The 24,879-nt window shown below is 68.6% G+C and carries 20 protein-coding genes and 1 pseudogene; 15 read left to right on the plus strand and 6 right to left on the minus strand.

Annotated features, from left to right (window positions below; all coding sequences use genetic code 11):
• The first annotated feature begins 237 nt into the window (after positions 1-237).
• The 6 genes from typA (at position 238) to AB0O67_RS26840 (ending at position 8,575) form a co-directional block, all read left to right on the plus strand.
• The gene (gene typA / locus AB0O67_RS26815) at positions 238-2,145 is read left to right on the plus strand and encodes a translational GTPase TypA (protein ID WP_365454962.1); all 1,908 of its coding nucleotides are present in this window, start codon (positions 238-240) and stop codon (positions 2,143-2,145) included.
• Positions 2,146-2,706: 561 nt separating this feature from the next.
• On the plus strand, positions 2,707-4,335 hold the full coding sequence (locus AB0O67_RS26820; protein WP_365454965.1) for an ABC transporter substrate-binding protein: 1,629 nt from the start codon (positions 2,707-2,709) through the stop codon (positions 4,333-4,335).
• A gap of 140 nt (positions 4,336-4,475) precedes the next feature.
• Positions 4,476-5,405, plus strand: a complete 930-nt coding sequence (locus AB0O67_RS26825; RefSeq protein WP_365454968.1) for an ABC transporter permease — start codon at positions 4,476-4,478, stop codon at positions 5,403-5,405.
• Positions 5,398-6,363, plus strand: a complete 966-nt coding sequence (locus AB0O67_RS26830) for an ABC transporter permease (RefSeq protein ID WP_365454971.1) — start codon at positions 5,398-5,400, stop codon at positions 6,361-6,363. Before AB0O67_RS26825 ends, AB0O67_RS26830 begins: the two co-directional genes overlap by 8 nt.
• An 18-nt stretch (positions 6,364-6,381) precedes the next feature.
• Positions 6,382-7,434: an ABC transporter ATP-binding protein gene (locus AB0O67_RS26835; RefSeq protein ID WP_365455023.1), complete on the plus strand. Its 1,053-nt coding sequence runs from the start codon at positions 6,382-6,384 to the stop codon at positions 7,432-7,434.
• Positions 7,427-8,575 (plus strand): dipeptide ABC transporter ATP-binding protein, encoded by a 1,149-nt coding sequence (locus AB0O67_RS26840; RefSeq protein ID WP_365454974.1) that lies wholly within the window; start codon positions 7,427-7,429, stop codon positions 8,573-8,575. The genes AB0O67_RS26835 and AB0O67_RS26840 overlap by 8 nt, the downstream gene beginning before the upstream one ends.
• A gap of 95 nt (positions 8,576-8,670) precedes the next feature.
• Here the strand turns inward: AB0O67_RS26840 and AB0O67_RS26845 are convergent, their stop codons facing one another.
• The 5 genes from AB0O67_RS26845 to AB0O67_RS26865 are packed head-to-tail and all read right to left on the minus strand — an operon-like array spanning position 8,671 to position 14,447.
• Entirely contained in the window at positions 8,671-9,663 is a 993-nt protein-coding gene (locus tag AB0O67_RS26845) for an ABC transporter ATP-binding protein (protein ID WP_365454977.1), read from the minus strand.
• Positions 9,660-10,649 carry an ABC transporter ATP-binding protein gene (locus AB0O67_RS26850; protein ID WP_365454980.1) on the minus strand — a complete coding sequence of 330 codons (990 nt, stop codon included), beginning with the start codon at positions 10,647-10,649 and terminating at the stop codon, positions 9,660-9,662. Before AB0O67_RS26850 ends, AB0O67_RS26845 begins: the two co-directional genes overlap by 4 nt.
• The gene (locus AB0O67_RS26855) at positions 10,646-11,563 is read right to left on the minus strand and encodes an ABC transporter permease (protein ID WP_365454983.1); all 918 of its coding nucleotides are present in this window, start codon (positions 11,561-11,563) and stop codon (positions 10,646-10,648) included. Before AB0O67_RS26855 ends, AB0O67_RS26850 begins: the two co-directional genes overlap by 4 nt.
• Positions 11,560-12,597, minus strand: a complete 1,038-nt coding sequence (locus AB0O67_RS26860; RefSeq protein ID WP_365454986.1) for an ABC transporter permease — start codon at positions 12,595-12,597, stop codon at positions 11,560-11,562. Before AB0O67_RS26860 ends, AB0O67_RS26855 begins: the two co-directional genes overlap by 4 nt.
• A gap of 5 nt (positions 12,598-12,602) precedes the next feature.
• Positions 12,603-14,447, minus strand: coding sequence for an ABC transporter substrate-binding protein (locus tag AB0O67_RS26865; protein WP_365454989.1), 1,845 nt, complete (start codon positions 14,445-14,447; stop codon positions 12,603-12,605).
• A gap of 302 nt (positions 14,448-14,749) precedes the next feature.
• Here AB0O67_RS26865 and AB0O67_RS26870 point away from each other — a divergent pair, with 302 nt between their 5' ends.
• From AB0O67_RS26870 to AB0O67_RS26890, 5 genes are read left to right on the plus strand one after another with little or no spacing between them, the layout of a single operon-like run.
• On the plus strand, positions 14,750-16,375 hold the full coding sequence (locus AB0O67_RS26870; protein ID WP_365454992.1) for an ABC transporter substrate-binding protein: 1,626 nt from the start codon (positions 14,750-14,752) through the stop codon (positions 16,373-16,375).
• 9 nt (positions 16,376-16,384) lie between these two features.
• On the plus strand, positions 16,385-17,308 hold the full coding sequence (locus AB0O67_RS26875) for an ABC transporter permease (protein WP_365454995.1): 924 nt from the start codon (positions 16,385-16,387) through the stop codon (positions 17,306-17,308).
• Complete coding sequence (locus AB0O67_RS26880; RefSeq protein ID WP_365454998.1) at positions 17,301-18,287, plus strand: ABC transporter permease; 987 nt, start codon at positions 17,301-17,303, stop codon at positions 18,285-18,287. Before AB0O67_RS26875 ends, AB0O67_RS26880 begins: the two co-directional genes overlap by 8 nt.
• Positions 18,288-18,296: 9 nt before the next feature.
• Complete coding sequence (locus tag AB0O67_RS26885) at positions 18,297-19,283, plus strand: ABC transporter ATP-binding protein (protein WP_365455001.1); 987 nt, start codon at positions 18,297-18,299, stop codon at positions 19,281-19,283.
• Positions 19,264-20,301, plus strand: coding sequence for a dipeptide ABC transporter ATP-binding protein (locus AB0O67_RS26890; protein WP_365455004.1), 1,038 nt, complete (start codon positions 19,264-19,266; stop codon positions 20,299-20,301). The genes AB0O67_RS26885 and AB0O67_RS26890 overlap by 20 nt, the downstream gene beginning before the upstream one ends.
• Positions 20,302-20,421: 120 nt before the next feature.
• On the opposite strand, the gene AB0O67_RS26895 is transcribed toward AB0O67_RS26890, so the two are convergent.
• Positions 20,422-22,581: a prolyl oligopeptidase family serine peptidase gene (locus tag AB0O67_RS26895; RefSeq protein ID WP_365455007.1), complete on the minus strand. Its 2,160-nt coding sequence runs from the start codon at positions 22,579-22,581 to the stop codon at positions 20,422-20,424.
• Positions 22,582-22,758: 177 nt separating this feature from the next.
• On the opposite strand from AB0O67_RS26895, the gene AB0O67_RS26900 reads away from it, so the two are divergent.
• The 4 genes and pseudogenes from AB0O67_RS26900 to AB0O67_RS26915 all read left to right on the plus strand — a co-directional run.
• Complete coding sequence (locus tag AB0O67_RS26900; protein ID WP_365455014.1) at positions 22,759-22,953, plus strand: hypothetical protein; 195 nt, start codon at positions 22,759-22,761, stop codon at positions 22,951-22,953.
• Between the two features lie 29 nt (positions 22,954-22,982).
• Positions 22,983-23,840 (plus strand): N-acetyl-1-D-myo-inositol-2-amino-2-deoxy-alpha-D-glucopyranoside deacetylase, encoded by an 858-nt coding sequence (gene mshB / locus AB0O67_RS26905; protein ID WP_365455017.1) that lies wholly within the window; start codon positions 22,983-22,985, stop codon positions 23,838-23,840.
• Positions 23,837-24,247 (plus strand): DUF6113 family protein, encoded by a 411-nt coding sequence (locus AB0O67_RS26910; RefSeq protein ID WP_365455020.1) that lies wholly within the window; start codon positions 23,837-23,839, stop codon positions 24,245-24,247. The genes mshB and AB0O67_RS26910 overlap by 4 nt, the downstream gene beginning before the upstream one ends.
• A gap of 159 nt (positions 24,248-24,406) precedes the next feature.
• Positions 24,407-24,879: pseudogene (locus AB0O67_RS26915) on the plus strand (hypothetical protein); the annotation flags it as partial.

The raw sequence follows: 24,879 nt of genomic DNA on the forward strand, positions 1-24,879 counted from the left end.
CATCCCGCGGCGCCGGGCCGAGCGGTGTGCTCCGGCCGGGTGGGGAGCACAGGCCGGCGCCGCGGACGGCCATGGCCTCCCCTACAACGCCCCCACCTGGGCCGACGTATCCGCGCAAGCCTCACCCGCGGCAGCCCCGTACGATGGGGTGAGGCCGTGGCGTGTCAAGCCCGGCAGGGCGCGCGTAACACAGTCCTACGCGCAGCCGTCCTCACCATCCCGGGAGTACGCCGCAATATGGCCACGCGCCACGACATCCGCAACGTCGCCATCGTCGCCCACGTCGACCACGGCAAGACGACCATCGTCGACGCCATGCTCAAGCAGGCCGGTGCCTTCGCCGCGCACCAGCTCGACTCCGTCGACGACCGCATGATGGACTCGAACGACCTGGAGCGTGAGAAGGGCATCACGATCCTCGCCAAGAACACCGCGGTGAAGTACCACCCGAAGGACGGCGGGGACCCGATCACGATCAACATCATCGACACCCCCGGCCACGCCGACTTCGGCGGTGAGGTCGAGCGCGGCCTCTCCATGGTCGACGGTGTCGTACTGCTGGTCGACGCCTCCGAGGGCCCGCTGCCCCAGACCCGCTTCGTGCTGCGCAAGGCGCTGCAGGCCCGGCTCCCCGTCATCCTCTGCATCAACAAGACGGACCGCCCGGACGCCCGTATCGACGAGGTCGTCAACGAGACCTACGACCTCTTCCTCGACCTGGACGCGGACGAGGAGCAGATCGAGTTCCCGATCGTCTACGCCTGCGGCCGCGACGGCATCGCCTCGCTGACCAAGCCGGAGAACGGCACGGTCCCGGCCGACTCCACGAATCTGCAGCCGTTCTTCTCGACGATCCTCCAGCACATCCCGGCTCCGAACTACGACGAGCAGGCCCCGCTCCAGGCGCACGTCACCAACCTGGACGCGGACAACTTCCTCGGCCGTATCGCGCTGGTCCGCGTGGAGCAGGGCGAGCTGCGCAAGGGCCAGACCGTCGCCTGGATCAAGCGCGACGGCTCCGTCAGCAACGTCCGCATCAGCGAGCTGATGATGACCGAGGCGCTGACCCGCAAGCCCGCCGAGAAGGCCGGTCCAGGTGACATCTGTGCCGTCGCCGGTATCCCGGACATCATGATCGGCGAGACCCTCGCAGACACCGAGAACCCGATCCCGCTCCCGCTGATCACGGTCGACGAGCCGGCGATCTCCATGACCATCGGCACCAACACCTCGCCGCTGGTCGGCCGTGGCGGCACCGGCAAGGGCGCCGACGCCAAGGCGGCCGTCAAGGACCGCAAGGTGACCGCCCGCCAGGTCAAGGACCGCCTCGACCGTGAGCTGATCGGTAACGTCAGCCTCCGGGTCCTGGACACCGAGCGCCCGGACGCATGGGAGGTGCAGGGCCGCGGTGAGCTGGCGCTGGCCATCCTGGTCGAGCAGATGCGCCGCGAGGGCTTCGAGCTCACCATCGGCAAGCCGCAGGTGGTCACCAAGGTCGTCGACGGCAAGACCTACGAGCCCGTCGAGCGCATGACGATCGACGTGCCCGAGGAGCACATGGGCGCGGTCACGCAGCTCATGGGCGTGCGCAAGGGCCGGATGGACAACATGTCGAACCACGGCTCCGGCTGGGTCCGCATGGAGTTCGTGGTGCCGTCCCGCGGCCTCATCGGCTTCCGGACCGAGTTCCTGACCCAGACCCGCGGCACCGGCATCGGCCACTCCATCCACGAGGGCTTCGAGCCCTGGTTCGGCACCCTGCAGACCCGTAACAACGGCTCGCTGGTCGCCGACCGCTCCGGTGCCGTCACCGCGTTCGCGATGACGAATCTCCAGGAGCGCGGCGTGCTGTTCACCGACCCCGGCACCGAGGTGTACGAGGGCATGATCGTCGGCGAGAACTCGCGCTCGGACGACATGGACGTGAACATCACCAAGGAGAAGAAGCTCACGAACATGCGGTCCTCGTCGGCCGACTCGTTCGAGGCGATCGTCCCGCCCCGCAAGCTGTCCCTGGAGCAGTCCCTGGAGTTCTGCCGGGACGACGAGTGTGTCGAGGTGACCCCGGAGGCCGTTCGCATTCGCAAGGTCAACCTGGACGCGCGTGAGCGTGCCCGCGCCGCGAGCCGCGCCAAGCACGGCTGAGACCCACGGCGTACGACCGCGCCGGGCGCCCCTTCGGGGGTGTCCGGCGCGGCAGCGTTGAGCCGCGTAGGGAAAACCCTGCGTCTTCACTCAGGAAGCTCACAGAAGGCCCGTATCGCACTACGCTCCTGCCGATGCGCTCTCCTGCCCTGTTGACGTCTCGTCACGGCCGCGCGTCCGCCGGAGCGGAATGCCGGGTGTACCCGCATTCCGGGAGCCGAATCCGCAACTGGTTTTTACCCCCCTACGTCCGCTATGCGGACGCCTGCGGCCGATAGGTGTGTAACAAGTCCGTTTCGCAGTGATCTTTCGGCAAACGCTTTGTCCGCATTTTGGAAGAAGTGCACGCAAGGTGTGATCGAACCGAGACCTTGGGAGTGTGGTTCGGTCGTCGGCCCATGGCAGATAGTTAGGCGCGTAGAGCTCGGACTAAAGGGTCACGCGCTGCATCCGGCGCCGACTCACGAGCGTGGGGGCACTTGACTGTGGACGGCGCCGGTGACGGCGGCGTGTCGAGTGCTTCCCCTTGCGGTGAACCTATCGACTCATGAGGAGGAACCCATGCGTGGTGCCAGGAGCGCCAAGTGGGTGGCAATAGCCGCGGTGGTGGCACTGAGCGCGACCGCCTGTGGCGGTGGGGGCGACAGCGGCGAGGGCGGCAACAGTGGTGCTGTCGACCCGAAGGGCATCTTCTCGGTCGATGTCGGTGAGCCGCAGAACCCGCTGCAGCCGGCCAACGCGAAGGAGTCGAACGGATCGAAGGTGATCCGCGCGATCTTCTCCCAGCTCGTCGACTTCGACGACAAGGGCAAGGTCGTCTACGAGAACGCCGAGTCCATCAAGACCACGGACAACAAGGTCTGGACGGTCACGCTCAAGGACGGCTGGAAGTTCCACAACGGCGAGGCCGTGACGGCCAAGTCCTACGTCGACGCCTGGAACTGGGCCGCCAACATCAAGAACAACCAGACCAACAGCTACTGGTTCGCCGACATCAAGGGCTTCGAGGACGTCCACCCGGAGTCCGGCGACCCCAAGGCCGAGAGCATGTCGGGTCTGAAGGTCGTCGACGACAAGACCTTCACCATCGAGCTGACCTCGCCGATCCCGTACTTCGAGTACAAGCTCGGCTACGACGTGTGGTCCCCGCTGCCCAGCGGCTTCTTCAAGGACCCCGAGGGCTACGGTGAGAAGCCGGTCGGCAACGGCCCCTACGAGTTCGTCTCGTGGGAGCACAAGAAGCAGATCGAGGTCAAGACCTTCGCCGACTACAAGGGCGCGGACAAGCCCAAGAACGGCGGTGTGATCTTCAAGAACTACACCACCGTCGAGGCCGGCTACCAGGACCTGCTCTCCAACAACCTGGACGTCATCCGCCAGATCGGCCCGAAGGACCTGCCGAAGCGCAAGACGGACCTCGGCGAGCGCGCGGTGGACCAGGACTACAACGCCGTCCAGTCCATCGTCCCGGCCTTCTACACCGCACAGTGGAAGGACATCGACCCGAAGGTCCTGCAGGGCCTGTCGATGGCGATCGACCGCGAGACGATCACCAAGACGGTCCTCAACGACACCCGTGAGGCCGCGACCAGCTTCGTGGCCAAGGGCGTGGCCGGTTTCCAGCCCGGCGTGGCGGGCGACGTGCTGACCTACAACCCGACCAAGGCGAAGCAGCTCGTCGAGGAGGGCGGCGGCGTCCCGGGTAACAAGATCAGCATCCAGTTCAACGCCGACGGCGGTCACAAGGAGTGGGTGGAGGCGGTCTGCAACAGCATCCGCAAGGCCGTCGGCGTGGAGTGCGTCGGTGACTCCAAGCCGGACTTCCAGACCGACCTCGACGCGCGTGACGCCAAGGAGGTCAAGTCCCTCTACCGCGGTGGCTGGGTCCAGGACTACCCCCTGAACGTCAACTTCATGAGGGACCTGTACGGCTCCAAGGCGGACGGCAACACCTCCGGCTTCGCCGACAAGGAGATCGACGCCCTCTTCAAGAAGGGTGACAACGCCGCGGACCTGGATGGCGCGATCAAGGCCTACCAGGAGGCGGAGAAGGCCATGTTCGAGAAGATGCCGGCCATCCCGCTCTGGTACTACAAGGCCAACTACGGCTACTCCACGAACGTCAAGAACGTGAAGTTCGACAACAACGGTGACCCGGTCCTCCAGGACATCCAGGTCATCAAGAAGTAAGCGAACAGTTCGCACTCGGGTGACGGTCCGGAGATCCGGACCGTCACCGGTGCCGGCGGGGGGGCCGGCGGGCATGAGTCTCCGTACCGCGGAGAGACGCGCCCGTCGGCCTCTCCCGCTGTGACCGACATGGAGGAACCATGGGGCGCTACGTCGCGCGGCGACTGCTCCAGATGATCCCGGTATTCATCGGGACGACACTGCTGATTTTTCTCATGATGTACGCGCTGCCCGGAGACCCCGTGCGCGCGCTGTACGGAGAACAGTCCGTGGACCCGTCGCAGATCGCGCAGATCAAGGCGGAGTACGGGCTGGACAAGCCGCTGTGGCAGCAGTATCTCAACTACCTTGCCGGGTTGCCGCAGGGCGACTTCGGCACGCAGATCGCCAGCCGCAGGCCGGTGGCCGAGGTCATCGGAGAGGCCTTTCCCGTCACGATCCGGCTGACGATCATCGCGTTCGTCTTCACGGTCGTCGCGGGCATCTCCCTCGGCGTCCTCTCCGGCATGCGCGCCGGCAAGAAGACCGACACCGGTGTACTGGTGCTGACGCTGGCGCTGATCTCGGTGCCGTCGTTCGTGCTCGGTTTTCTCTTCCAGTGGCTGTTCGCCATGCAGTTCGGCTGGGTCACGCCGACCGTCCAGGACTCGATGAACTTCGGGCAACTCATACTTCCCGCCACCGTCCTCGCCTCGCTCTCCCTGGCCTACGTCGCCCGGCTGACGCGTACGTCCATCGCGGAGAACCTCCGCGCCGACTACATGCGCACCGCGATCGCCAAGGGTCTGCCGCGCCGCCGCATCATCTCGATGCACCTGATGCGAAACTCGATGATCCCCGTGGTCACGTTCCTCGGCATCGACATCGGCAACCTGATGACCGGCGCGATCGTGACCGAGGGCATCTTCAACGTCCAGGGCATCGGCAACCTGGTCTACCAGGCGCTCAGCCGCCGCGAGGGGGCCACGGTGGTGGGCATCGTCACGGTGATGGTCCTCATCTATCTCTTCGTCAACCTGATCGTCGACCTGCTGTACGCGGTCCTGGACCCGAGGATTCGCTATGCCTGAGCTGGTCTCCAAGACCGACAGCGCCGTGGCCGCCCAGACCGCGACCACACCGGGCGCCGTACTGAGCGCCGAGGCGGGTCCCCCTCCCGGCAAGCCGCGCAGCCTGTGGTCCGACGCCTGGTACGACCTGCGGCACAACTGGATGTTCCTCCTGTCGGCGGGCCTGATCCTGCTGCTGACGCTGGTCGCGGTCGTACCGGACCTGTTCATATCCGGCAGTGTCAGTCCGCGCGACGGCGACCTGACCAACCACTACCTGCAGAAGCCCGAGCTCGGGCACCTGTTCTCCGCCGAGTGGTTCGGCTACGACCACCAGGGCCGCTCCATCTACGCCCGCGTCCTGCACGGTACCCGCGCCTCGATCCTCGTCGGCGTCATGGTGACCGCGGTGGTGACCGTGCTCGGAGGCCTGCTCGGTCTGATCGCGGGCTACTTCGGCGGCTGGCTGGACTCGCTGCTGTCCCGCACCACCGACGTCTTCTTCGGTATCCCGTTCCTGCTCGGGGCCATGGTCGTGCTCAACACCTTCTCCGAGCGCTCGGTCCCGGTGGTCTCACTGTCGCTGGCCGTCCTCGGCTGGACGCAGATCGCCCGCGTCATGCGCGGCTCGGTGATCACGGTGAAGCAGGCCGACTATGTCACCGCGGCAAAGGCGCTGGGCGCCGGAACCGGTCGGATCCTGTTCAAGCACATCTTTCCGAACGCCGTGGCCCCCGTGATCGTCGTCGCCACCATCGCGCTCGGCGGGTACATCACGGCCGAGGCCACCCTGTCCTTCCTGGGCATCGGTCTGACCGACTCGATTTCCTGGGGCCAGGACATCTCGGCAGGCAAGGACTACCTGCGTACCGCGCAGTACGTCCTGTTCTTCCCTGCCGCGATGCTGAGCATCACGGTGCTGGCGTTCCTCATGTTCGGCGATGCAGTACGCAACGCCCTTGACCCGAAGTCGCGCTGAGGGAGGCGTTACGTGAGCATCACCTACGACACCGATGCCGTTCTGGAGCCCCGAGCCGAGGACGACTACACAGGGCCGCTGCTCGACGTCCGGGACCTGCACGTGGAGTTCCACACGCGGGACGGCGTCGCCAAGGCGGTCAACGGTGTCAACTACAGCGTCAACGCGGGCGAGACCCTCGCCGTGCTCGGCGAATCCGGCTCCGGCAAGTCCGTGACCGCTCAGGCGATCATGGGCATCCTCGACATGCCGCCGGGGCGCATCCCCAAGGGCGAGATCATCTTCCGCGGCCAGGACATGCTCAAGATGTCCGCGGAGGAACGGCGGAAGATCCGCGGTCGCAAGATCGCGATGATCTTCCAGGACGCGCTGTCCTCGCTGAACCCGGTGCTGTCCGTCGGTTACCAGATCGGCGAGATGTTCCGCGTTCATGAGGGCATGTCCAAGAAGGACGCCAAGGCCAAGGCGATCGAGCTGATGGACCGGGTGAAGATTCCCGCCGCCGAGGCGCGCGTGAACGACTACCCGCACCAGTTCTCCGGCGGTATGCGCCAGCGCATCATGATCGCGATGGCGCTGGCGCTGGAGCCCGACCTGATCATCGCCGACGAACCGACCACCGCTCTCGACGTGACGGTCCAGGCCCAGGTGATGGAGCTCCTGGCCGAGTTGCAGCGCGAGTACAACATGGGTCTGATCCTGATCACCCACGACCTCGGCGTCGTCGCCGACGTGGCGGACAAGATCGCCGTGATGTACGCGGGCCGGATCGTGGAGCGCGCCCCGGTCCACGAGTTGTACAAGCGTCCCGCCCACCCCTATACGCGTGGCCTGCTGGACTCGATTCCCCGCCTGGACCAGAAGGGCCAGGAGCTCTACGCGATCAAGGGCCTGCCGCCCAACCTGCTGCACATTCCGACCGGCTGCGCATTCAACCCGCGCTGTCCCAAGGCGACGGACCTGTGCCGTACGGAGATCCCCCCACTGCATTCGGTCACCGAGCAGGACGGCACCGAACTGGTGGGCCGTGGTTCGGCGTGCCACTTCTGGAAGGAGACGATCCATGGCTGAGACCGGCATGAAGGACGAGCCGAAGGACGCCACCCCCAACGTCTCCGCGGTGGAGACCGTGGCCGCGGGCTCCGAGACGGAGGCCGTCGCGGTGATCGAGTCGCCGGTCGAGCGTGGGGAGCCGATCCTCCAGGTGCGCAACCTGGTGAAACACTTCCCCCTCACCCTGGGCGTCCTGTTCAAGAAGCAGGTCGGCGCGGTCAAGGCCGTGGACGGTGTCTCCTTCGACCTGCACCAGGGTGAGACGCTCGGCATCGTGGGCGAGTCGGGATGCGGCAAGTCCACGGTCGCCAAGCTCCTGATGAACCTGGAGAAGGCGACGGCCGGCGAGATCTTCTACAAGGGCCAGGACGTCACCAAGCTGTCCGGCCGCGCTCTGAAGGCCGTCCGCCGCAACATCCAGATGGTGTTCCAGGACCCGTACACCTCGCTCAACCCGCGTATGACGGTCGGCGACATCATCGGTGAGCCCTTCGACATCCACCCCGAGGTGGCCCCGAAGGGTGACCGGCGCCGCCGGGTGCAGGAGCTGCTGGACGTCGTCGGTCTGAACCCCGAGTACATCAACCGCTACCCTCACCAGTTCTCCGGCGGCCAGCGCCAGCGCATCGGCATCGCGCGTGGCTTGGCGCTCAACCCGGAGATCATCATCTGCGACGAGCCGGTCTCCGCGCTGGACGTGTCCGTGCAGGCGCAGGTCGTCAACCTGATGGAGCGACTGCAGGACGAGTTCAACCTGTCCTACGTCTTCATCGCGCACGACCTGTCCATCGTCCGGCACATCTCGGACAGGGTGGGGGTGATGTACCTCGGGAAGATCGCCGAGATCGGCTCCGACGAGCAGATCTACGACCACCCGACGCATCCCTATACCCAGGCGCTCCTGTCCGCCGTGCCCGTCCCGGACCCTGAGGCCCGTGCGCACCGCGAGCGGATCATCCTCACCGGCGACGTGCCGTCCCCGGCCAACCCGCCGTCCGGCTGCCGCTTCCGCACCCGCTGCTGGAAGGCACAGGACAAGTGCGCCGAGGAAGTCCCGCTCCTTGCCGTCCCCGAGCGCTTCCGGGGCCTGGACACGCCGGCCGCCCACGAGTCGGCCTGCCACTTCGCCGAGGAGAAGGACGTGGTCCACGCGGCCTGACGGCCCCTTCCCCGGGTTCCCGGCACCTCACACAGGTGCCGGGAACCGGCGTTTGCGCGGGAGTGCCGCCCGCGTTCCGTCCGGGTCACAAGCTGTCACGTGGTGACCCTCGTCCGTGCCCAGTGGCACGCCACCTGGGTCCCGCCGCCTCCGGCCAGGACTTCCAGGTCCCGCGTCCGGCAGGCGCCTGCGACGCCCGCCGCCTCCGCCTCGCCGCTCGCCAGGATCTGGCAGCGGGCGTGGAAGCGGCAGCCGGAGGGGATGCGGGTGGGGTCGGGCGGCTCACCGGTCAGTACCACGGCTTCGCCGGTGGACTCCGGCGCGACGGACAACAATGCCTGGGTGTAGGGATGTCGTGGTGCCATCAGTACCTGCTCGACGGCGCCGGTCTCCACGATCCGGCCCAGGTACATCACCGCGACGCGGTCGGCGATGTTCCACGCCAGTCCCAGGTCGTGGGTCACCACGAGGGCGGCCAGACCCAGTTCGTCACGCAGCCGCAGCAGCAGGGAGAGGATCTCCCCGCGTACGGAGGCGTCGAGGGACGCCACCGGCTCGTCCGCGACGATGAGTTCGGGCCCCAGCACCAGCGCGCCGGCGATCACGACACGCTGCCGCTGGCCCCCGGACAGCTCGTGCGGGTAACGCAGGAAGAAGCGCTCGGGTGGGCGGAGCCCGGCCCGGGACAGAGCCTGCGCCACCGCCTCCCTCTCGTCACCGTCGTGCCCGTGGATCCGTAGCCCCTCGGCCACCGCGTCGTACACCGTGTGCCGTGGGTTCAATGAGCCGGACGGGTCCTGGAGCACCAGTTGGACCCGCCTGCGGTACGACTTCAGGGCCCGGGAGGTGTATGTCAGCCGCTGCCCGCCGAAGCTGACGCGCCCAGCGGTCGGTGCCACGAGACCGAGCAGCGCCCGCGCGAGCGTCGTCTTGCCGCAGCCCGACTCGCCGACCAGCGCGACGATCTCGCCGGCCCGGATATCGAGTTCGACGCCGTCAACGGCGCGGGCAGGGGCGGTGCCGTGGCGGCCGGGGAAGGTCACGTGCAGGTCTTGAGCGGTGAGCAACGGCGCCGGTGGTGTGGTCATGTGAGGCTCCCTGCGTCCAGTTCCGCTTCCGGTGCCGTCGTCGTCACATGGACGCAGGCCGCCCTTCGGCCGGGCCCCGCCCCCCGCAGCGTCTGATCCATCGACGCACACCCGGTCAGCACCACCGGGCACCGTGGGTGGAACGCGCAGCCCGCCGGCAGGTCCGACGGGTCCGGCGGGTCGCCTGCCAGGCCGCGCGGGGCGAACCTCGACGTAGGATCGCCGATCCTGGGGAACGCGGACGACAGTGCCTCGGCGTACGGATGGCGCGCGTCCTCGTAGACCTCCCGGGCCGGGCCCTCCTCGACCACCCGGCCCGCGTACATCACCGCGAGCCGATCGCAGGTGTCGGCGAGGACCGCCAGGTCATGGCTGATCATGATGAGGCCGAGGTCCTGCTCGGCGACCAGGCCCTCGATCAGGCGCAGGATCTGGGCCTGGATCATCACATCCAGGGCCGTGGTCGGCTCGTCGGCCACGACCAGCCGTGGATCGCAGGCCAGCGCCATGGCGATCATCACGCGTTGGCGCTGGCCCCCCGACAGCTCGTGCGGGTACGCCCTCGCCCGTGCGGCCGGAAGACCGACATGTTCCAGCAGCTCTCCCGCTCTACTGCGCGCCGCCGCCTTGGTCGCCTTGCCGTGCAGCAGAATCGGCTCCGCGATCTGATCGCCGACGCGGTGTACGGCGTTGAGGGAGTGCATGGCGCCTTGGAAGACGATCGAGGCGCCGGCCCACCGCACCGCCCGTACCTGACCCCACCGCATGGTCAGGATGTCTTCGCCGTCCAGCAGCACCGACCCGGCGATCCGCGTTCCGGGCGGCAGCAGCCTCAGCAGCGCCAGTGCCAGCGTCGATTTGCCGCACCCGGACTCGCCCGCGAGGCCGAGCTTCTGCCCTGCCGCCAGCGTCAGGTCCACACCCCGCACGGCGGCCGCACCGCCCGGATAGGTCACCTCCAGGCTCCGGACTTCGAGCAGTGTCAACGGGCCACCCCCAGCCTGGGATTGAGAACGGACTCCACCGCACGCCCGCACAGTGTGAAGGCCAGCGCGATCACGGCGATGGCGATACCAGGTGGCACCAGATACCACCAGTCGCCCGAGCTGACCGCACCCGCCTCCCGCGCCTCCTGAAGCATTCCGCCCCAGGACACGACCGTCGGATCGCCCAGGCCCAGGAAGGCGAGAGTCGCCTCGGCGAGGATGGAGGAGGAGATCATCAAGGTGGTCTGTGCCAGCACCAGCGGCATGACGTTCGGCAGAACGTGCCTCGACATGACGTGCCAGTGGCCGCCACCGAGCGCCTTCGCACGTTCGATGTACGGACGGGCCTCCACCGCCAGCGTCTGCGCCCGAACCAGCCGGGCCGTGGTCGGCCAGGTGGTGACGCCGATCGCCAGGACGACCGTGCCGAGGGACCGGGACAGCACCGTGGCGAGCGCGATGGCGAGCACCAGCGTCGGCATCACGAGGAACCAGTCCGTGATCCGCATCAGCACGGTGGCGTACCCTCCGCGGAAGTGCCCGGCGGTGATTCCGACCAGAGCACCGATCACCACCGAGAGCACCGCCGCCAGTAGCCCGACCAGGAGCGAGACACGCGAGCCCCAGATCAGCAGGCCCAGCAGATCGCGACCGAAGCGGTCCGTTCCCAGTGGGAACTCGGCGCTCGGACTCTCCATCGGGCTGCCCGGCGCGTCCGTCACGCTCGCGACGTCCGAGCCGACCGTCAGTGGCGCGGTCAGGGCGGCCAGTACGACGAGGGCGAGGGCGGTCAGACCCACCAGGCCCGCACGGTGCGTTCGATAGCGCTTCCAGAAACGGGCTGCGGATTCGCGACGACGCTGCCAGGCGAGCTTCCGCCGCCCCGCCGGCACAGGCCTCTCAGCGGTTGTCATCGGGCCACCCTGGGATCGAGCAGCGGATAGATCAGATCGGCCAGTGTGTTCATCACGATCACCGCTGCCGCGAACACGAAGAACAGGCCTTGGACCAGCGGTAGATCGGGCACGCTCAGTGCCTGGTAGAAGAGTCCGCCCAGGCCCGGCCACGAGAAGACGGTCTCGACGAGGATCACACCCGCCACGGTCCGGCCCAGGTTCACGAAGATCAGCGTCACCGTCGGCAGCATCGCGTTGGGCACGGCGTGCCGGCGCCGGACCGCGTCGTCCCTGAGGCCTTTGGCGCGCGCCGTGGTCAGATAGTCGCTGCCCATCTCGTCGAGCAGTGCCGAGCGGGTGACCAGCAGGGTCTGGCCGTACTCGACGGCGACCAGCGTGATCACCGGCAGCACGAGATGGTGTGCGACATCGATGACGTACACGATGCCCTCCTCGCTCCCCGACTCCATGCCACCGGTCGGGAAGAGGCCGGGAATCGGGCCCATGCCCACCGCGAACACGATGATGAGCAACAGCCCCAGCCAGAAGGACGGAATGGAGTAGAGGGTCAGCGCCAGGCCGGTGTTCAGCCGGTCGCCGAGGCGGCCGTGGCGCCATGCCGAACGTGTGCCGAGGAGGATGCCCAGCGCGGTGTAGAGGACGAATGCCGTGCCGGTGAGGACGAGGGTATTGGGAAGCGCCTCGACGATCTTGTCGATGACCGGGGTCCGGAACTGGTACGACGTGCCGAGATCCCCGGTAAGGGCCTTGCGGCAGTAGTCCGTGAACTGCTGCCACACCGGAAGGTCGAGCCCGAACTCCTTCCGGTAAGCGGCGAGTTGTTCGTTCGAGACCTGACGCCCGCCGGTCATGTACTTGACCGGGTCCCCAGGGATCAGCCGGAACAGGAAGAAACTGGTGACCAGGACGGCGAACAGGGACACGACAGCGCCACCCAGCTTGGCGACGCCGTACCGGAGGTAGCCGGTCCTCTTGGGGGCCGATGGACCACCGGCCTTCGTCACGGATACGGATGCTGCGTCAGCGACCATGAAGGCTACTCGCGGTCCTCGGCGGTCGCACGCCGCCGCAGACCGAAGAACACGCCCGCGCCGACAAGGATGACAGCACCGGCCACGATCCCCACGACCACGCCCGTTGAGCCCGAGCCGTCGGAGGAGTCACCGGAGGCGGCCGGTACCGCCGACCACCAACTCCAGTACCCGTCCTGGCCGTAGATGTTGCCCGCCTTCTCCGGCATGGTGGTGATCGACTTGATCTGGTCCGTGCGATATGCCTCGACCGCGTTCGGGTACGCCATGACGTTCATGTACCCGAGGTCGTACAGGCGCGACTCCATCTGCTTGACGAGGTCGGCCCGGGTGGCCGGGTCGTACTCAGCCAGTTGCCGCGCGTACAACTCGTCGTACTTCTTGTCGCAGATGAAGTTGTCGGTCGCACCCACGTCCTCGGGGGTGGCGGGCAGGGCGTCGCAGGTGTGGATCGACAGGACGAAGTCAGGGTCGGGGTTGACCGACCAGCCGTCGAACGCAAGGTCGTACTGGCCCGCCAGCCAGGGGTCGGACACGTTGTCGAGGCAGTTGAGCGTCACGCCGATGCCGAGGTCGCTCCACCACTCCTTGAGGTACTGGCCGACGGCCTTGTCGTTCGGGTCGGTGGCGTGACAGAGGATGCGGTAGTTGATCGGTTTGCCGTCCTTGCCGACCCGTTCACCGTCGCCGTTCTTCCTGTAGCCCGCCTGGTCCAGGAGTTGGGCCGCCTGCGTGGGGTCGTAGGCGAGTTTCTGCTCCGCCGACGGCTTCCAGTAGTACGGCGAGAAGCGCGGCGGGATGTATCCCTCACCTTCGACGGCATGGCCTTGGAAGACTTTATCGACCAGGGCGGTACGGTCGACCGCCATGAACAGCGCCTGCCGTACCCGCTGGTCCAGGAGCGAGGGATGGCCGTCACCGAACTTCTCGCCGTTCGCGGCCCGCGCGCCCGGATTGGTGGCCAGCGCGTAGAAACGACGGCCGGGCGCGTCGTTGACCTTGATGTTCTGCTGCCCCTGCAGCGCCTCTGCCTGAGCGGGCGTCAGGCCGCTGACGAAGGACACCTCGCCCTTCTGCAGAGCGGCGACGGCCGCGTCACCGTCCTTGTAGTACTTGAAGAGCAACTCGTCGAACTTCGCGGGCCCGCGCCAGAAGTTCTCGTTCGGCTCCAGTCGCACATAGCTGTCGGCCTTGTAGCCGGTGAGGACGAACGGCCCGTTGCCGACAACGGGAAACTCCGTGTCGTTGTTGAACTTGGAGAAGTCCTTCACCTTCTCCCAGACGTGCTTGGGCACGATTGGCACATCAAGGGCGGCCATCGTGGCCTGCGGTTTGTCGAGTTCTATGACGAGCTGGGTGGGGCTGGGAGCCGTCACCTTCTTGAAATTGCCGACGAAGCTGCCGTTGGCGGTGGCCGCGTTCTCGTCGGTCATCATCTTGTTGAACGTCCAGGCAGCGTCCTCGGCGGTGACCGGCTTGCCGTCCGACCACTTGGTGCCGGAGCGGATCGTGTACGTCCAGCTGAGCTTGTCGGCGGACGGCGTCCACTTGGTGGCGAGACCCGGGATCGCGCGGGCGTCCTTGGGGTCGTAGTTGGTGAGGTACTCGTACATGAGCCGGTGGATGCTCGTGCTGACCAGTCGGGACGCCAGGAAGGGACTCAGCGAGTCCACACTCTGCGCCACCGCGACGGTGAGGACCTTCTTATCGTCCGCTGCTGCGGCCTGCGAGGGCGCGGGGCCGCCGAGCGGTACCACGAGCGCCACCGACAGTGTGAGGAGGGCGGCGAGGATACGGGGCACGCGGGGGCGGAGTCCGTGGGGGTGGCCATGCTGGTCGTGTCGCTTCATAGAACCTGACCTCGCGTCATCGCTCGCACAGGGACGGGTTCCCGGTGTCTATCAGCGCCGCTCCGGGCCCGTCAATGGCGCCTGCACCCCTGGTGGCCTGCGGAAACAACAAGTTGATAGGACCGTGATCATCAGAGGTCCAGACCTGTGAAGCCTCCCAGGTGACGGGCTGATACCCGTCTTGCGCGATATGTGGACCCGTACGGGCGGAGCTGACGTGCGAATGATCCATTCCGGGTCGATATTGGCCGTTAACGGATCCGCGCGGCGCCGACACCGGCACCTTCACGAGGAGGCACCCCATGCGCAGAGCGACGCACGCCACATGGGCCGCATGCGCGGCGGCCGTAGCGCTCGCGGCGACGGCCTGCGGCGGTGGCGGCGGCAGCGGTGACGGTGGCGCGGTGCTCAGCTCCTCCTGGGGCGACCCGCAGAACCCCCTGGAGCCCGCCAACACCAACGAGGTGCAGGGCGGCAAGGTCCTCGACATGATCTTCCGCGGGCTGAAGAGGTACGACCCGGTGAGCGGCAAGGCCGAGGACATGCTCGCCGAGTCCATCACGACCAGCGACTCCCGGAACTTCACCGTCACCGTCAAGGACGGCTGGACCTTCAGCAACGGCGAGAAGGTCACCGCCCGCTCCTTCGTCGACGCCTGGAACTACGGCGCCGACCTGAAGAACAACCAGCGCAACGCCTACTTCTTCAGCTACATCGACGGCTACGACAAGGTGCACCCGGAAGGCGGCGGCAAGCAGAGCGCCGACACCCTGTCCGGTCTGCGGGTCACCGGCGACCGCACCTTCACGGTACGACTGAGCCAGAAGTTCTCCAGCTTCCCCGACACCCTCGGCTACGCCGCCTTCGCCCCGCTGCCCCGCGCCTTCTTCGACGACCACGCGGCCTGGCTGAGCAAGCCCGTCGGCAACGGCCCCTACGCCGTTGACTCGTACGTCAAGGGCTCCCAGATGTCGCTGCGCACCTGGGAGGGCTACCCGGGCCCCGACAAGGCGCGGAACGGCGGCGTCGACCTCAAGGTCTACACCGACAACAACACCGCCTACACCGACCTCATGGCGGGCAACCTGGACCTGGTCGACGACGTCCCCGCCGCCCAGCTGAAGAACGTACGGACCGACCTCGGCGACCGCTACCTCAACACCCCGGCCGGCATCCTCCAGACCCTCGCCTTCCCGTACTACGACAAGGACTGGGACAAGCCCGGCATGGACAAGGTCCGCAAGGGCCTGTCCCGGGCGATCGACCGGAAGCAGATCACCAAGACCATCTTCGCCGGCACCCGCACCCCGGCCACCGACTGGACCTCACCGGTGCTGGGCGAGGACGGCGGCTACAGACCGGGCCTGTGCGGCGAGTGGTGCGAGTACGACCCGGCCGCGGCGAGGAAGCTGATCGAGGAGGGCGGCGGGCTGCCCGGAGGCCAGGTGAAGATCACGGTCAACGCGGACACCGGCTCGCACAAGCAGTGGGTGGACGCCGTCTGCAACTCCATCAACAACGCCCTCGACAACGACCGCGCCTGCGTCACCGACCCGGTCGGCACCTTCGCCGACTTCCGGGGCCGGATCACCGACAAGGAGATGACGGGCCCGTTCCGCGCCGGCTGGCAGATGGACTACCCGCTGATCCAGAACTTCCTCCAGCCGCTCTACTACACCGACGCCTCTTCGAACGACGGCAAGTGGTCCGACGAGAAGTTCGACGAACTCGTCGACCGGGCGAACTCCGAGACCGACGCCGCCAAGGCCGTGCGGACCTTCCAGCAGGCCGAGGAGGTCGTCCGGGACAACATGGCCGCCATCCCGCTCTGGTACCAGAACGGCAGCGCCGGCTACTCGCAGCGGCTGTCCGACGTGAAGCTCAACCCGTTCTCCGTCCCGGTCTACGACGAGATCAAGGTCAGCTGAGGCGGCGCCATGGGACGGTACGTCGTCCGGCGGCTGCTGCAGATGATCCCGGTGTTCGTCGGGGCCACGCTGCTGATCTTCCTGATGGTCAACGTGATGGGCGACCCCATCGCCGGCCTGTGCGGGGAGCGGGAGTGCGACCCCGCGACGGCCGCCCAGCTCAGGAAGGAGTTCGGCCTCGACAAGCCGGTCTGGCAGCAATACCTGACCTACATGGGCAACCTCTTCACCGGCGACTTCGGCACCGCCTTCAACGGCCAGCCGGTCACCGAGCTGATGGGCAGCGCCTTCCCCGTCACCATCCGGCTGACCGTCGTCGCGATCCTCTTCGAGATCGTCATCGGCGTCACCCTGGGCGTGGTCACGGGCCTGCGCCGCGGCCGCCCCGTCGACACCGGCGTGCTGCTGGCCACGCTGGTGGTCATCTCCGTCCCCACCTTCGTCACCGGCCTGCTCCTTCAGCTCCTGCTCGGCGTCGAGTGGGGCTGGATCCGGCCGTCGGTGTCCCCCGAGGCCCCCTTCGGCGAACTGCTCCTGCCGGGCCTCGTCCTCGCCTCCGTCTCGTTGGCGTACGTCACCCGCCTGACCCGCACCTCCATCGCGGAGAACCGCCGCTCCGACTACGTCCGCACCGCCATCGCCAAGGGCCTGCCCAGACGCCGGGTCATCACCCGCCACCTGCTGCGCAACTCCCTGATCCCGGTGGTCACCTTCATCGGCACCGACATCGGCGCTCTGATGGGCGGCGCCATCGTGACCGAGCGCATCTTCAACATCCACGGCGTCGGCTACCAGCTCTACCAGGGCATCCTCCGTCAGAACACCCAGACCGTCGTCGGCTTCGTGACCGTCCTCGTCCTGGTCTTCCTGCTCGCCAACCTCCTCGTCGACCTCCTGTACGCCGTACTCGACCCGAGGATCCGTTATGTCTGACGCCCAGGACACCGGCGCGCCCACGGGTGCCGTCGCCGGCACCGGCATGGGCGGTGCGATGGACCTCGCCACCAGCGAGGCCCGGACGCTGGAGCGCCCGCCCGGCGGCCCGGACACCGGCGGCCCGTCCGGCAGACCGCGCTCCCTGTGGTCCGACGCCTGGCACGACCTGCGCCGCAACCCGGTCTTCCTCGTCTCCGCCCTGGTGATCCTCTTCCTGGTCTTCATCTCCCTGTGGCCGTCCGCGATCGCCTCCGGCAGCCCCCTGCGCTGTGACCTGGCCAAGGCCCAGGAGGGCTCCCAGCCCGGCGCCCCCTTCGGTTACGACGGCCAGGGCTGCAACGTCTACACGCGCACGGTCTACGGCGCCCGTACGTCCGTCGCGGTCGGTGTCTGCGCCACGCTCGGGGTCGCGGTCCTCGGCAGCGTCCTCGGCGGCCTCGCCGGGTTCTTCGGCGGCGCCGGCGACTCGATCCTGTCCCGGATCACCGACATCTTCTTCGCGATCCCGGTCGTCCTCGGCGGGCTGGTCCTGCTGTCGGTGGTCACCAGCAACAGCATCTGGCCGGTCATCGGGTTCATGGTGCTGCTCGGATGGCCGCAGATCTCCCGGATCGCCCGCGGCGCGGTCATCACCGCCAAGCAGAACGACTACGTCCAGGCCGCCCGCTCCCTCGGCGCCTCCCACGCCCGGCTGCTGCTGCGGCACATCGCGCCCAACGCCGTCGCGCCGGTCATCGTCGTGGCGACCATCGCGCTCGGCACCTACATCGCGCTGGAGGCGACCCTGTCGTATCTGGGCGTCGGCCTGAAGCCGCCGAGCGTCTCCTGGGGCATCGACATCTCCGCCGCCTCGCCCTACATCCGCAACGCCCCGCACGCCCTGCTGTGGCCCTCCGGGGCGCTCGCGGTCACCGTGCTGGCGTTCATCATGCTCGGCGACGCGGTGCGCGACGCCCTCGACCCCAAGCTGAGGTGAGGCGCCCCCATGCTGCTCGACGTACGTGATCTGCACGTGGAGTTCCGGACCCGCGACGGGGTCGCCAAGGCCGTCAACGGCGTCACCTACAGCGTGGACGCGGGCGAGACGCTCGCCGTGCTGGGGGAGTCCGGCTCGGGCAAGTCCGTCACCGCGCAGGCCGTGATGGGGATCCTCGACATGCCCCCGGGGCGGATCACCGGCGGTGAGGTCCTCTTCCAGGGCAGGGACCTGCTCCGGCTCAAGGAGGAGGAGCGGCGCAAGGTGCGCGGCGCCGGGATGGCGATGATCTTCCAGGACGCGCTGTCCTCGCTCAACCCCGTGCTGACGGTGGGCGACCAGCTCGGCGAGATGTTCGTCGTGCACCGGGGCATGTCCAGGAAGGACGCCAGGGCCAAGGCCGTCGAGCTGATGGACCGGGTGCGCATCCCTGGCGCCAGGGAGCGGGTGAGGCAGTACCCGCACCAGTTCTCCGGCGGGATGCGCCAGCGCATCATGATCGCGATGGCGCTCGCCCTGGAACCGGCCCTGATCATCGCCGACGAGCCGACCACCGCCCTCGACGTCACCGTCCAGGCCCAGGTCATGGAGCTGCTCGCGGAGTTGCGGCGCGAGCTGGACATGGGGCTGATCCTGATCACCCACGACCTGGGCGTGGTCGCCGACGTCGCCGACCGGATCGCCGTGATGTACGCGGGCCGGATCGTGGAGTCGGCGCCGGTGCACGACATCTACAAGGCGCCGGCCCACCCGTACACGCGCGGCCTGCTCGAATCCATCCCACGCCTGGACCGCAAGGGCCAGGAGCTCCACGCCATCAAGGGCCTGCCGCCGAGCCTGCTGAACATCCCGCCGGGGTGCGCCTTCCACCCGCGCTGCCCGATGGCCCGCGACGTGTGCCGGACGGACGTACCCCCGTTGTACGAGGTGTCCGGGGAGCGGGGGAGTGCCTGCCACTTCTGGAGGGAGTGCCTCGATGGCCGATCCGGTTCTTGAGGTCAGCGGGCTCGTCAAGCACTACCCGCTCACCACCGGCGTCCTCTTCCGCAAACAGGTCGGCTCGGTGAAGGCCGTCGACGGCGTGGACTTCACGCTCGACCGGGGCGAGACCCTCGGCATCGTCGGGGAGTCCGGCTGCGGGAAGTCGACGGTCGCGAAGATGCTGGTGCACCTGGAGAAGCCGACCGCCGGGGTGATCCGGTACAAGGGCGAGGACATCACCAGGCTGTCCGGCAGGGCGCTCAAGGCCGTCCGGCGCAACATCCAGATGGTGTTCCAGGACCCGTACACCTCGCTCAACCCCCGCATGACGGTGGGCGACATCATCGGCGAGCCGTACGAGATCCACCCCGAGGCGGCGCCGAAGGGCGACCGGCGCAGGCGTGTCCAGGAACTGCTGGACGTCGTCGGCCTCAATCCGGAGTACATCAACCGCTATCCGCACCAGTTCTCCGGCGGCCAGCGCCAGCGCATCGGCATCGCCCGGGGGCTGGCGCTGCGCCCGGAGATCATCGTCGCCGACGAACCGGTCTCCGCGCTGGACGTGTCCGTGCAGGCGCAGGTCATCAACCTGATGGAGCGGCTCCAGGCCGAGTTCGACCTGTCCTACGTGTTCATCGCGCACGACCTGTCCATCGTCCGGCACATCTCGGACCGGGTCGGGGTGATGTACCTCGGGCGGATCGTGGAGATCGGCCGGGACGCCGAGATCTACGACCACCCCACGCACCCCTACACGCAGGCGCTGCTCTCCGCCGTCCCCGTGCCCGACCCTGAGGCCCGTGAGCACCGCGAGCGCATCATCCTCGCCGGTGACGTGCCCTCCCCGACGAACATCCCGTCCGGCTGCCGGTTCCGCACCCGCTGCTTCAAGGCGCGCGAGCGCTGCGCCCTGGAGGTCCCGACGCTGACGGTTCCCGCCGAGTACCGTTCGGCCACCGGCCCCGCCGCCCACCCCTCGGCCTGTCATTTCGCGGAGGAGAAACAGGTCGTCGCGCCCGGGGAGACGCGGTAACACACAGGCAACCGCGCCGACCCGGCTCCGATATGAGGACGCGCCACTCTCTACGACGTACGGCCGTGCGGGTGCCGTGAACGGGCCGGGGGTGTGCCATGTCCCCCGGCCCGTTGCCGTTCAGCGGGGCAGGCCCAGCGACCGCTTCAGGAAGTCCACCTGCAGCAGCAGCAGGTTCTCGGCGACCTGTTCCTGCGGCGTCATGTGGGTCACGCCGGACAGCGGGAGCACCTCGTGGGGGCGGCCGGCGGCGAGCAGCGCGGAGGACAGGCGCAGGGCGTGGGCGACCACCACGTTGTCGTCTGCCAGGCCGTGCACGATCATCAGCGGGCGGTGCGGCTCCGCCGCCGAGGACAGGCCGTCGTCGGTGATCAGAGAGCTCTTCGCGTACGCCTGCGGGGACTCGGCCGGGTGGCCCAGGTACCGCTCCGTGTAGTGCGTGTCGTACAGCCGCCAGTCCGTCACCGGGGCCCCGGCGATGCCCGCGTGGAAGACATCCGGCCGCCGCAGCACGGCCAGGGCGGCCAGCCAGCCGCCGTAGGACCACCCGCGGACCGCGACCCGGCTGAGGTCCAGCGGGTGCGTCTTCGCGAGGTCCTGGAGCGCCTCGATCTGGTCGTCGAGGGAGACGGTGAAGTCGTCCCGGACCGCCTTCTCCCAGGCCGGGGAGCGGCCGGGCGTGCCGCGCCCGTCGGCGACGACCACCGCGAACCCCTGGTCCGCGAACCACTGCGAGGTCAGATACGCGTTGTGCGCGGCGACCACGCGAGGGCCGTGCGGTCCGCCGTAGGGGTCGAGGAGAACCGGAAGGGAAGTGTCTCCTTGGTAGTCCTGCGGCATAAGCACGGCGCACGGAATCCTCTGTGCGCCCCCCACGGTGAGCGTCACGCGCGGGGACATACCGGGATCCTCGGCGTACGACGGGACAGTCGCCACCTTCCCCCAGCCTTCGGCCGGGTGGACCCCCGTCTCCCTTCGGTCGCCCTCGCGCAGCACCCGCACCGTCGCGCCCGGCCGGCCCGGCGTCGCGGACACGAGCACGGTCACGTCCCCGGCGCGCACCGCCGAGTGCACACCCGGCTCCTGCGAGAGGCGCTCGACGCCGAGCTCGTTGACGCGATAGACGTGCACCTCGCCGGTCTCCGGACTCGCCGCCTCCGCCCCGGCCGAGGCCGACACGAGCACGTCGTCGGCCGTGACGTCGAGCACGGCACGCAGGTGCAACTGCGGTCCTGTCAGGGGGCGTTCACCCACCGAGAGGACCCGCGCGCCGCCCTCGTCGGCGATCCGCACCAGCTGCCCCGAGGGGGACCAGCACGGCACCCCAGGGAAAAGATCAAGCCAAATCGGATCTTCGTCGGCGTGCACCATTCGGGTCGCACCCGTGTCCGGATCCACCGCCAGGAACAACTGGCTGCGCTGGTCACGCGCCTGCACCAGGATCAGCGGTGCGCCCGCCGCTGACCAGTGCACTCGCGCCAGATAGGGGTACCGCACGCGGTCCCAGACGACCTCGGTGCGCGCCCCGCCCAGATCGAACACGAACAACCGTACGTCCGCGTTCTCCGTGCCGGCCGCCGGATAGGGCACGTGTTGTGGATCACGTTCCGGCTGGGCCGGATCGGAGATCCACCACCGCCGCACCGGCGTGTCGTCCACCCGTGCCACCAGCAGCCGGTCGGACTCCGGCGCCCACCAGAAACCTCGCGAACGCCCCATTTCCTCCGCCGCGATGAATTCGGCCAGACCGTAGGAAACCGACTCCGCGTCCGGTTCCGCGAGCGCCCGGTCGCCCTCGCCCTCGGCGCCGATCACCCGCAGGGCGCCCTGTGCGACATACGCGATGTGCCGCCCGTCGGGGGACGGGCGGGGGTCGATCACCGGGGCGGGAACGGTGAGTTCACGCGCCGTGCCGACCCGCAGCTCGGCCGTGAAGAGCCGCCCTGACAAGGTGAAAGACGCCAACTCCACGGCCGTGTCGGTGGCGTAGCCGACGATGCCGGCGCCGCCCTCGCGGCTGCGTTCACGGCGCGCCCGTTCCTCGGGCGAGAGGTCCTCCGCGGCTCCGCCCAGCAGGGCGCGTGGGTCGGCCGCCGGGCGCTCGGCGAGGTCCGCCAGGTCGAGCACCCACAGGGCGTTCGCGCGGTCGGTGCCGGAGTGCGAGCGCAGGAAGACGACACGGGAACCGTCGGGAGCCACGGTGAACGAACGCGGCGCGCCGAGCGTGAACCGCTGGGTGCGGGCGTGCCGTCGGGGGAAGGAGTCAGGCTCGGTGGTCATGCCCCGACCATATTGGCCATGCGCCCCCTTGTGCGGCAGTGCGCCATTCGATGCGCGCGTACGGATAGTTATGATCACTAGCGCTGCGTGGGTATGAACCTGCTGGCCGCTGTATGGATTTACACGTTTCCTCGCACTGATTGTCCCCACATTCCCGGTTCTTGGAGGTGAGCCGCCGTGGCACTCTCGATTTCGGCGGTGGTGCTGCTGGCGATCATCGTCTTCCTGCTGATCAAGAAGTCGGGGCTGAAGGCCGGGCATGCGGTGGTCTGCATGCTGCTGGGCTTCTACCTCGCCTCGTCCACGGTGGCGCCCACGATCAGCGAGCTGACCACGAACATCGCGGGCATGATCGGCGGCATCAAGTTCTGACCGGCCCGGTCTGCTCGTAGGGTGGGTCCATGACGGAACGGCCCTCCCGGCGTCTGCTGCTGGTGCACGCGCACCCGGACGACGAGTCGATCAACAACGGCGCGACCATGGCCCGGTACGCGGCCGAGGGTGCCCATGTGACCCTGGTCACCTGCACCCTCGGCGAGCGTGGCGAGGTGATCCCGCCCGGGCTCGCGCATCTGACCGGCGCCGCCCTCGGCGAGCACCGCCTGGGCGAGCTCACCGCGGCCATGCGGGAACTCGGCGTGGAGGACTTCCGTCTGCTCGGCGCGGCCGGCCGCTACCGGGACTCCGGGATGATGGGCCTGCCCGACAACGACGACCCCGACTGCCTCTGGCAGGCGGACGTCGGCGAGGCCGCCGCCCAGCTCGTCGAGGTGATCCGCGAGGTGCGGCCCCAGGTGCTCGTCACCTACGACCCGAACGGCGGCTACGGCCACCCCGACCACATCCAGGCCCACCGCATCGCCATGCGCGCCGCCGACCTCGCCGACGAGGCCGGCATCGGCATCGCCAAGGTCTACTGGAACCGCGTCCCGCGCACGATCGCCGAGGACGCCTTCGACCGCCTCCAGGACGCGCTGCCGGGCCTCGGCTTCACCAGGAGCGCGGCACCGGACGACGTACCCGGCGTGGTCGAGGACGAGCGGATCACCACCGAGATCGACGGCACCGCGTACGCCGCCGCCAAGGCGGCCGCGATGGCCGCGCACGTCACGCAGATCGAGGTCGCCGAGCCGTACTTCGCACTGTCCAACCAGCTCGCACAGCCGCTGTTCGGCACGGAGTACTACGAGTTGGTGCGCGGCGAGCGGCCTTCGGGGCGGGAGACGGACCTGTTCGCCGGGATCGAGGCGGCGTCATGAGCGACCGGCACTCGATGCTCGCGCAGCCGCTGCGGCGCCCCTCCGCCGGGCGGTTCGCGGCCTACCTCGGTCTGTTCGTGCTCGGCCTGGTGGTCGGAGCCGCCGGATCGCTGGTGCAGGCCGCCTGGTTCCCGGGCGGGCTGCTGCTGGCGCTCGTGGGCGCGGCCGGGGCGTTCGTCGGCGGGGCGTGGCTGACGGGAGGCCGGGCCGGAGCCGTGGCGGGCGCGGCCGGCTGGATGCTCTCCGTCATCCTGCTCACCGCCAGCCGTCCCGAAGGGGACTTCCTCTTCGCCGCGGGCGTGGGCTCGTACGCCTACCTGCTCGGCGGCATGGCCGTGGCTGTGATCTGCGCCACCCTCGCTCCGGCGCCCCGAGCGGGTGGCCGGTCCGTCCGGCTTGGCGAATGACGTACCGGTTCGCCGTCGTGGGCTCGTGCGAGTCCCGTGTGGGTTTCCCCAGCGGTCGCGGGATACCCGCGCGAAGTGGCCAGTATGGTGGAGCCGCCGCCGCGCTGCCCGCGTACATGAGGTCGGAACCGGCGGTGGAGCCAACCGGGAGAACCTGCCTTGAGTCGTGAAACTGACAGTCCGTCCTCCGGGCCCAACGGGCACGGGGGTACCGCATACCCCTCGGGCACGCCGCCCTACGGCACCCCCACGGCTTCCGAAAACGGTGCGGACACGGGCCGTTCGGGCGCAGGGACCGAGGAGCGCAAGACCGAGACCACGCTGACGACCCGGATCCGGATCAACATCCCCGGATCGCGGCCCATTCCGCCGGTCGTCGTCCGCCAGCCCGTCGCCGACTCCGAGAGCGCCGACAGCGGCGCCGCCGAGCCCGCGGCGCCGAGCACGGCCCCCTCGCCGGGCGCGGTCGAGCCTCCGGTCGAGCCACAACTTCCCCAGCCCGCCGAGGAGAAGACCAGCGACTGGTTCGCGCCGCGCAAGTCCGGCCCGGGCAAGCCCGGTCAGGGCGGCGGCGCCGCCAACGGGGCGGGCACGCCCACCGGTTCGGCCGCCCCGGCCGGCCCCGCCGCCCC

The organism is Streptomyces sp. NPDC086077 (genome assembly GCF_040686175.1).
Taxonomy (GTDB): domain Bacteria; phylum Actinomycetota; class Actinomycetes; order Streptomycetales; family Streptomycetaceae; genus Streptomyces.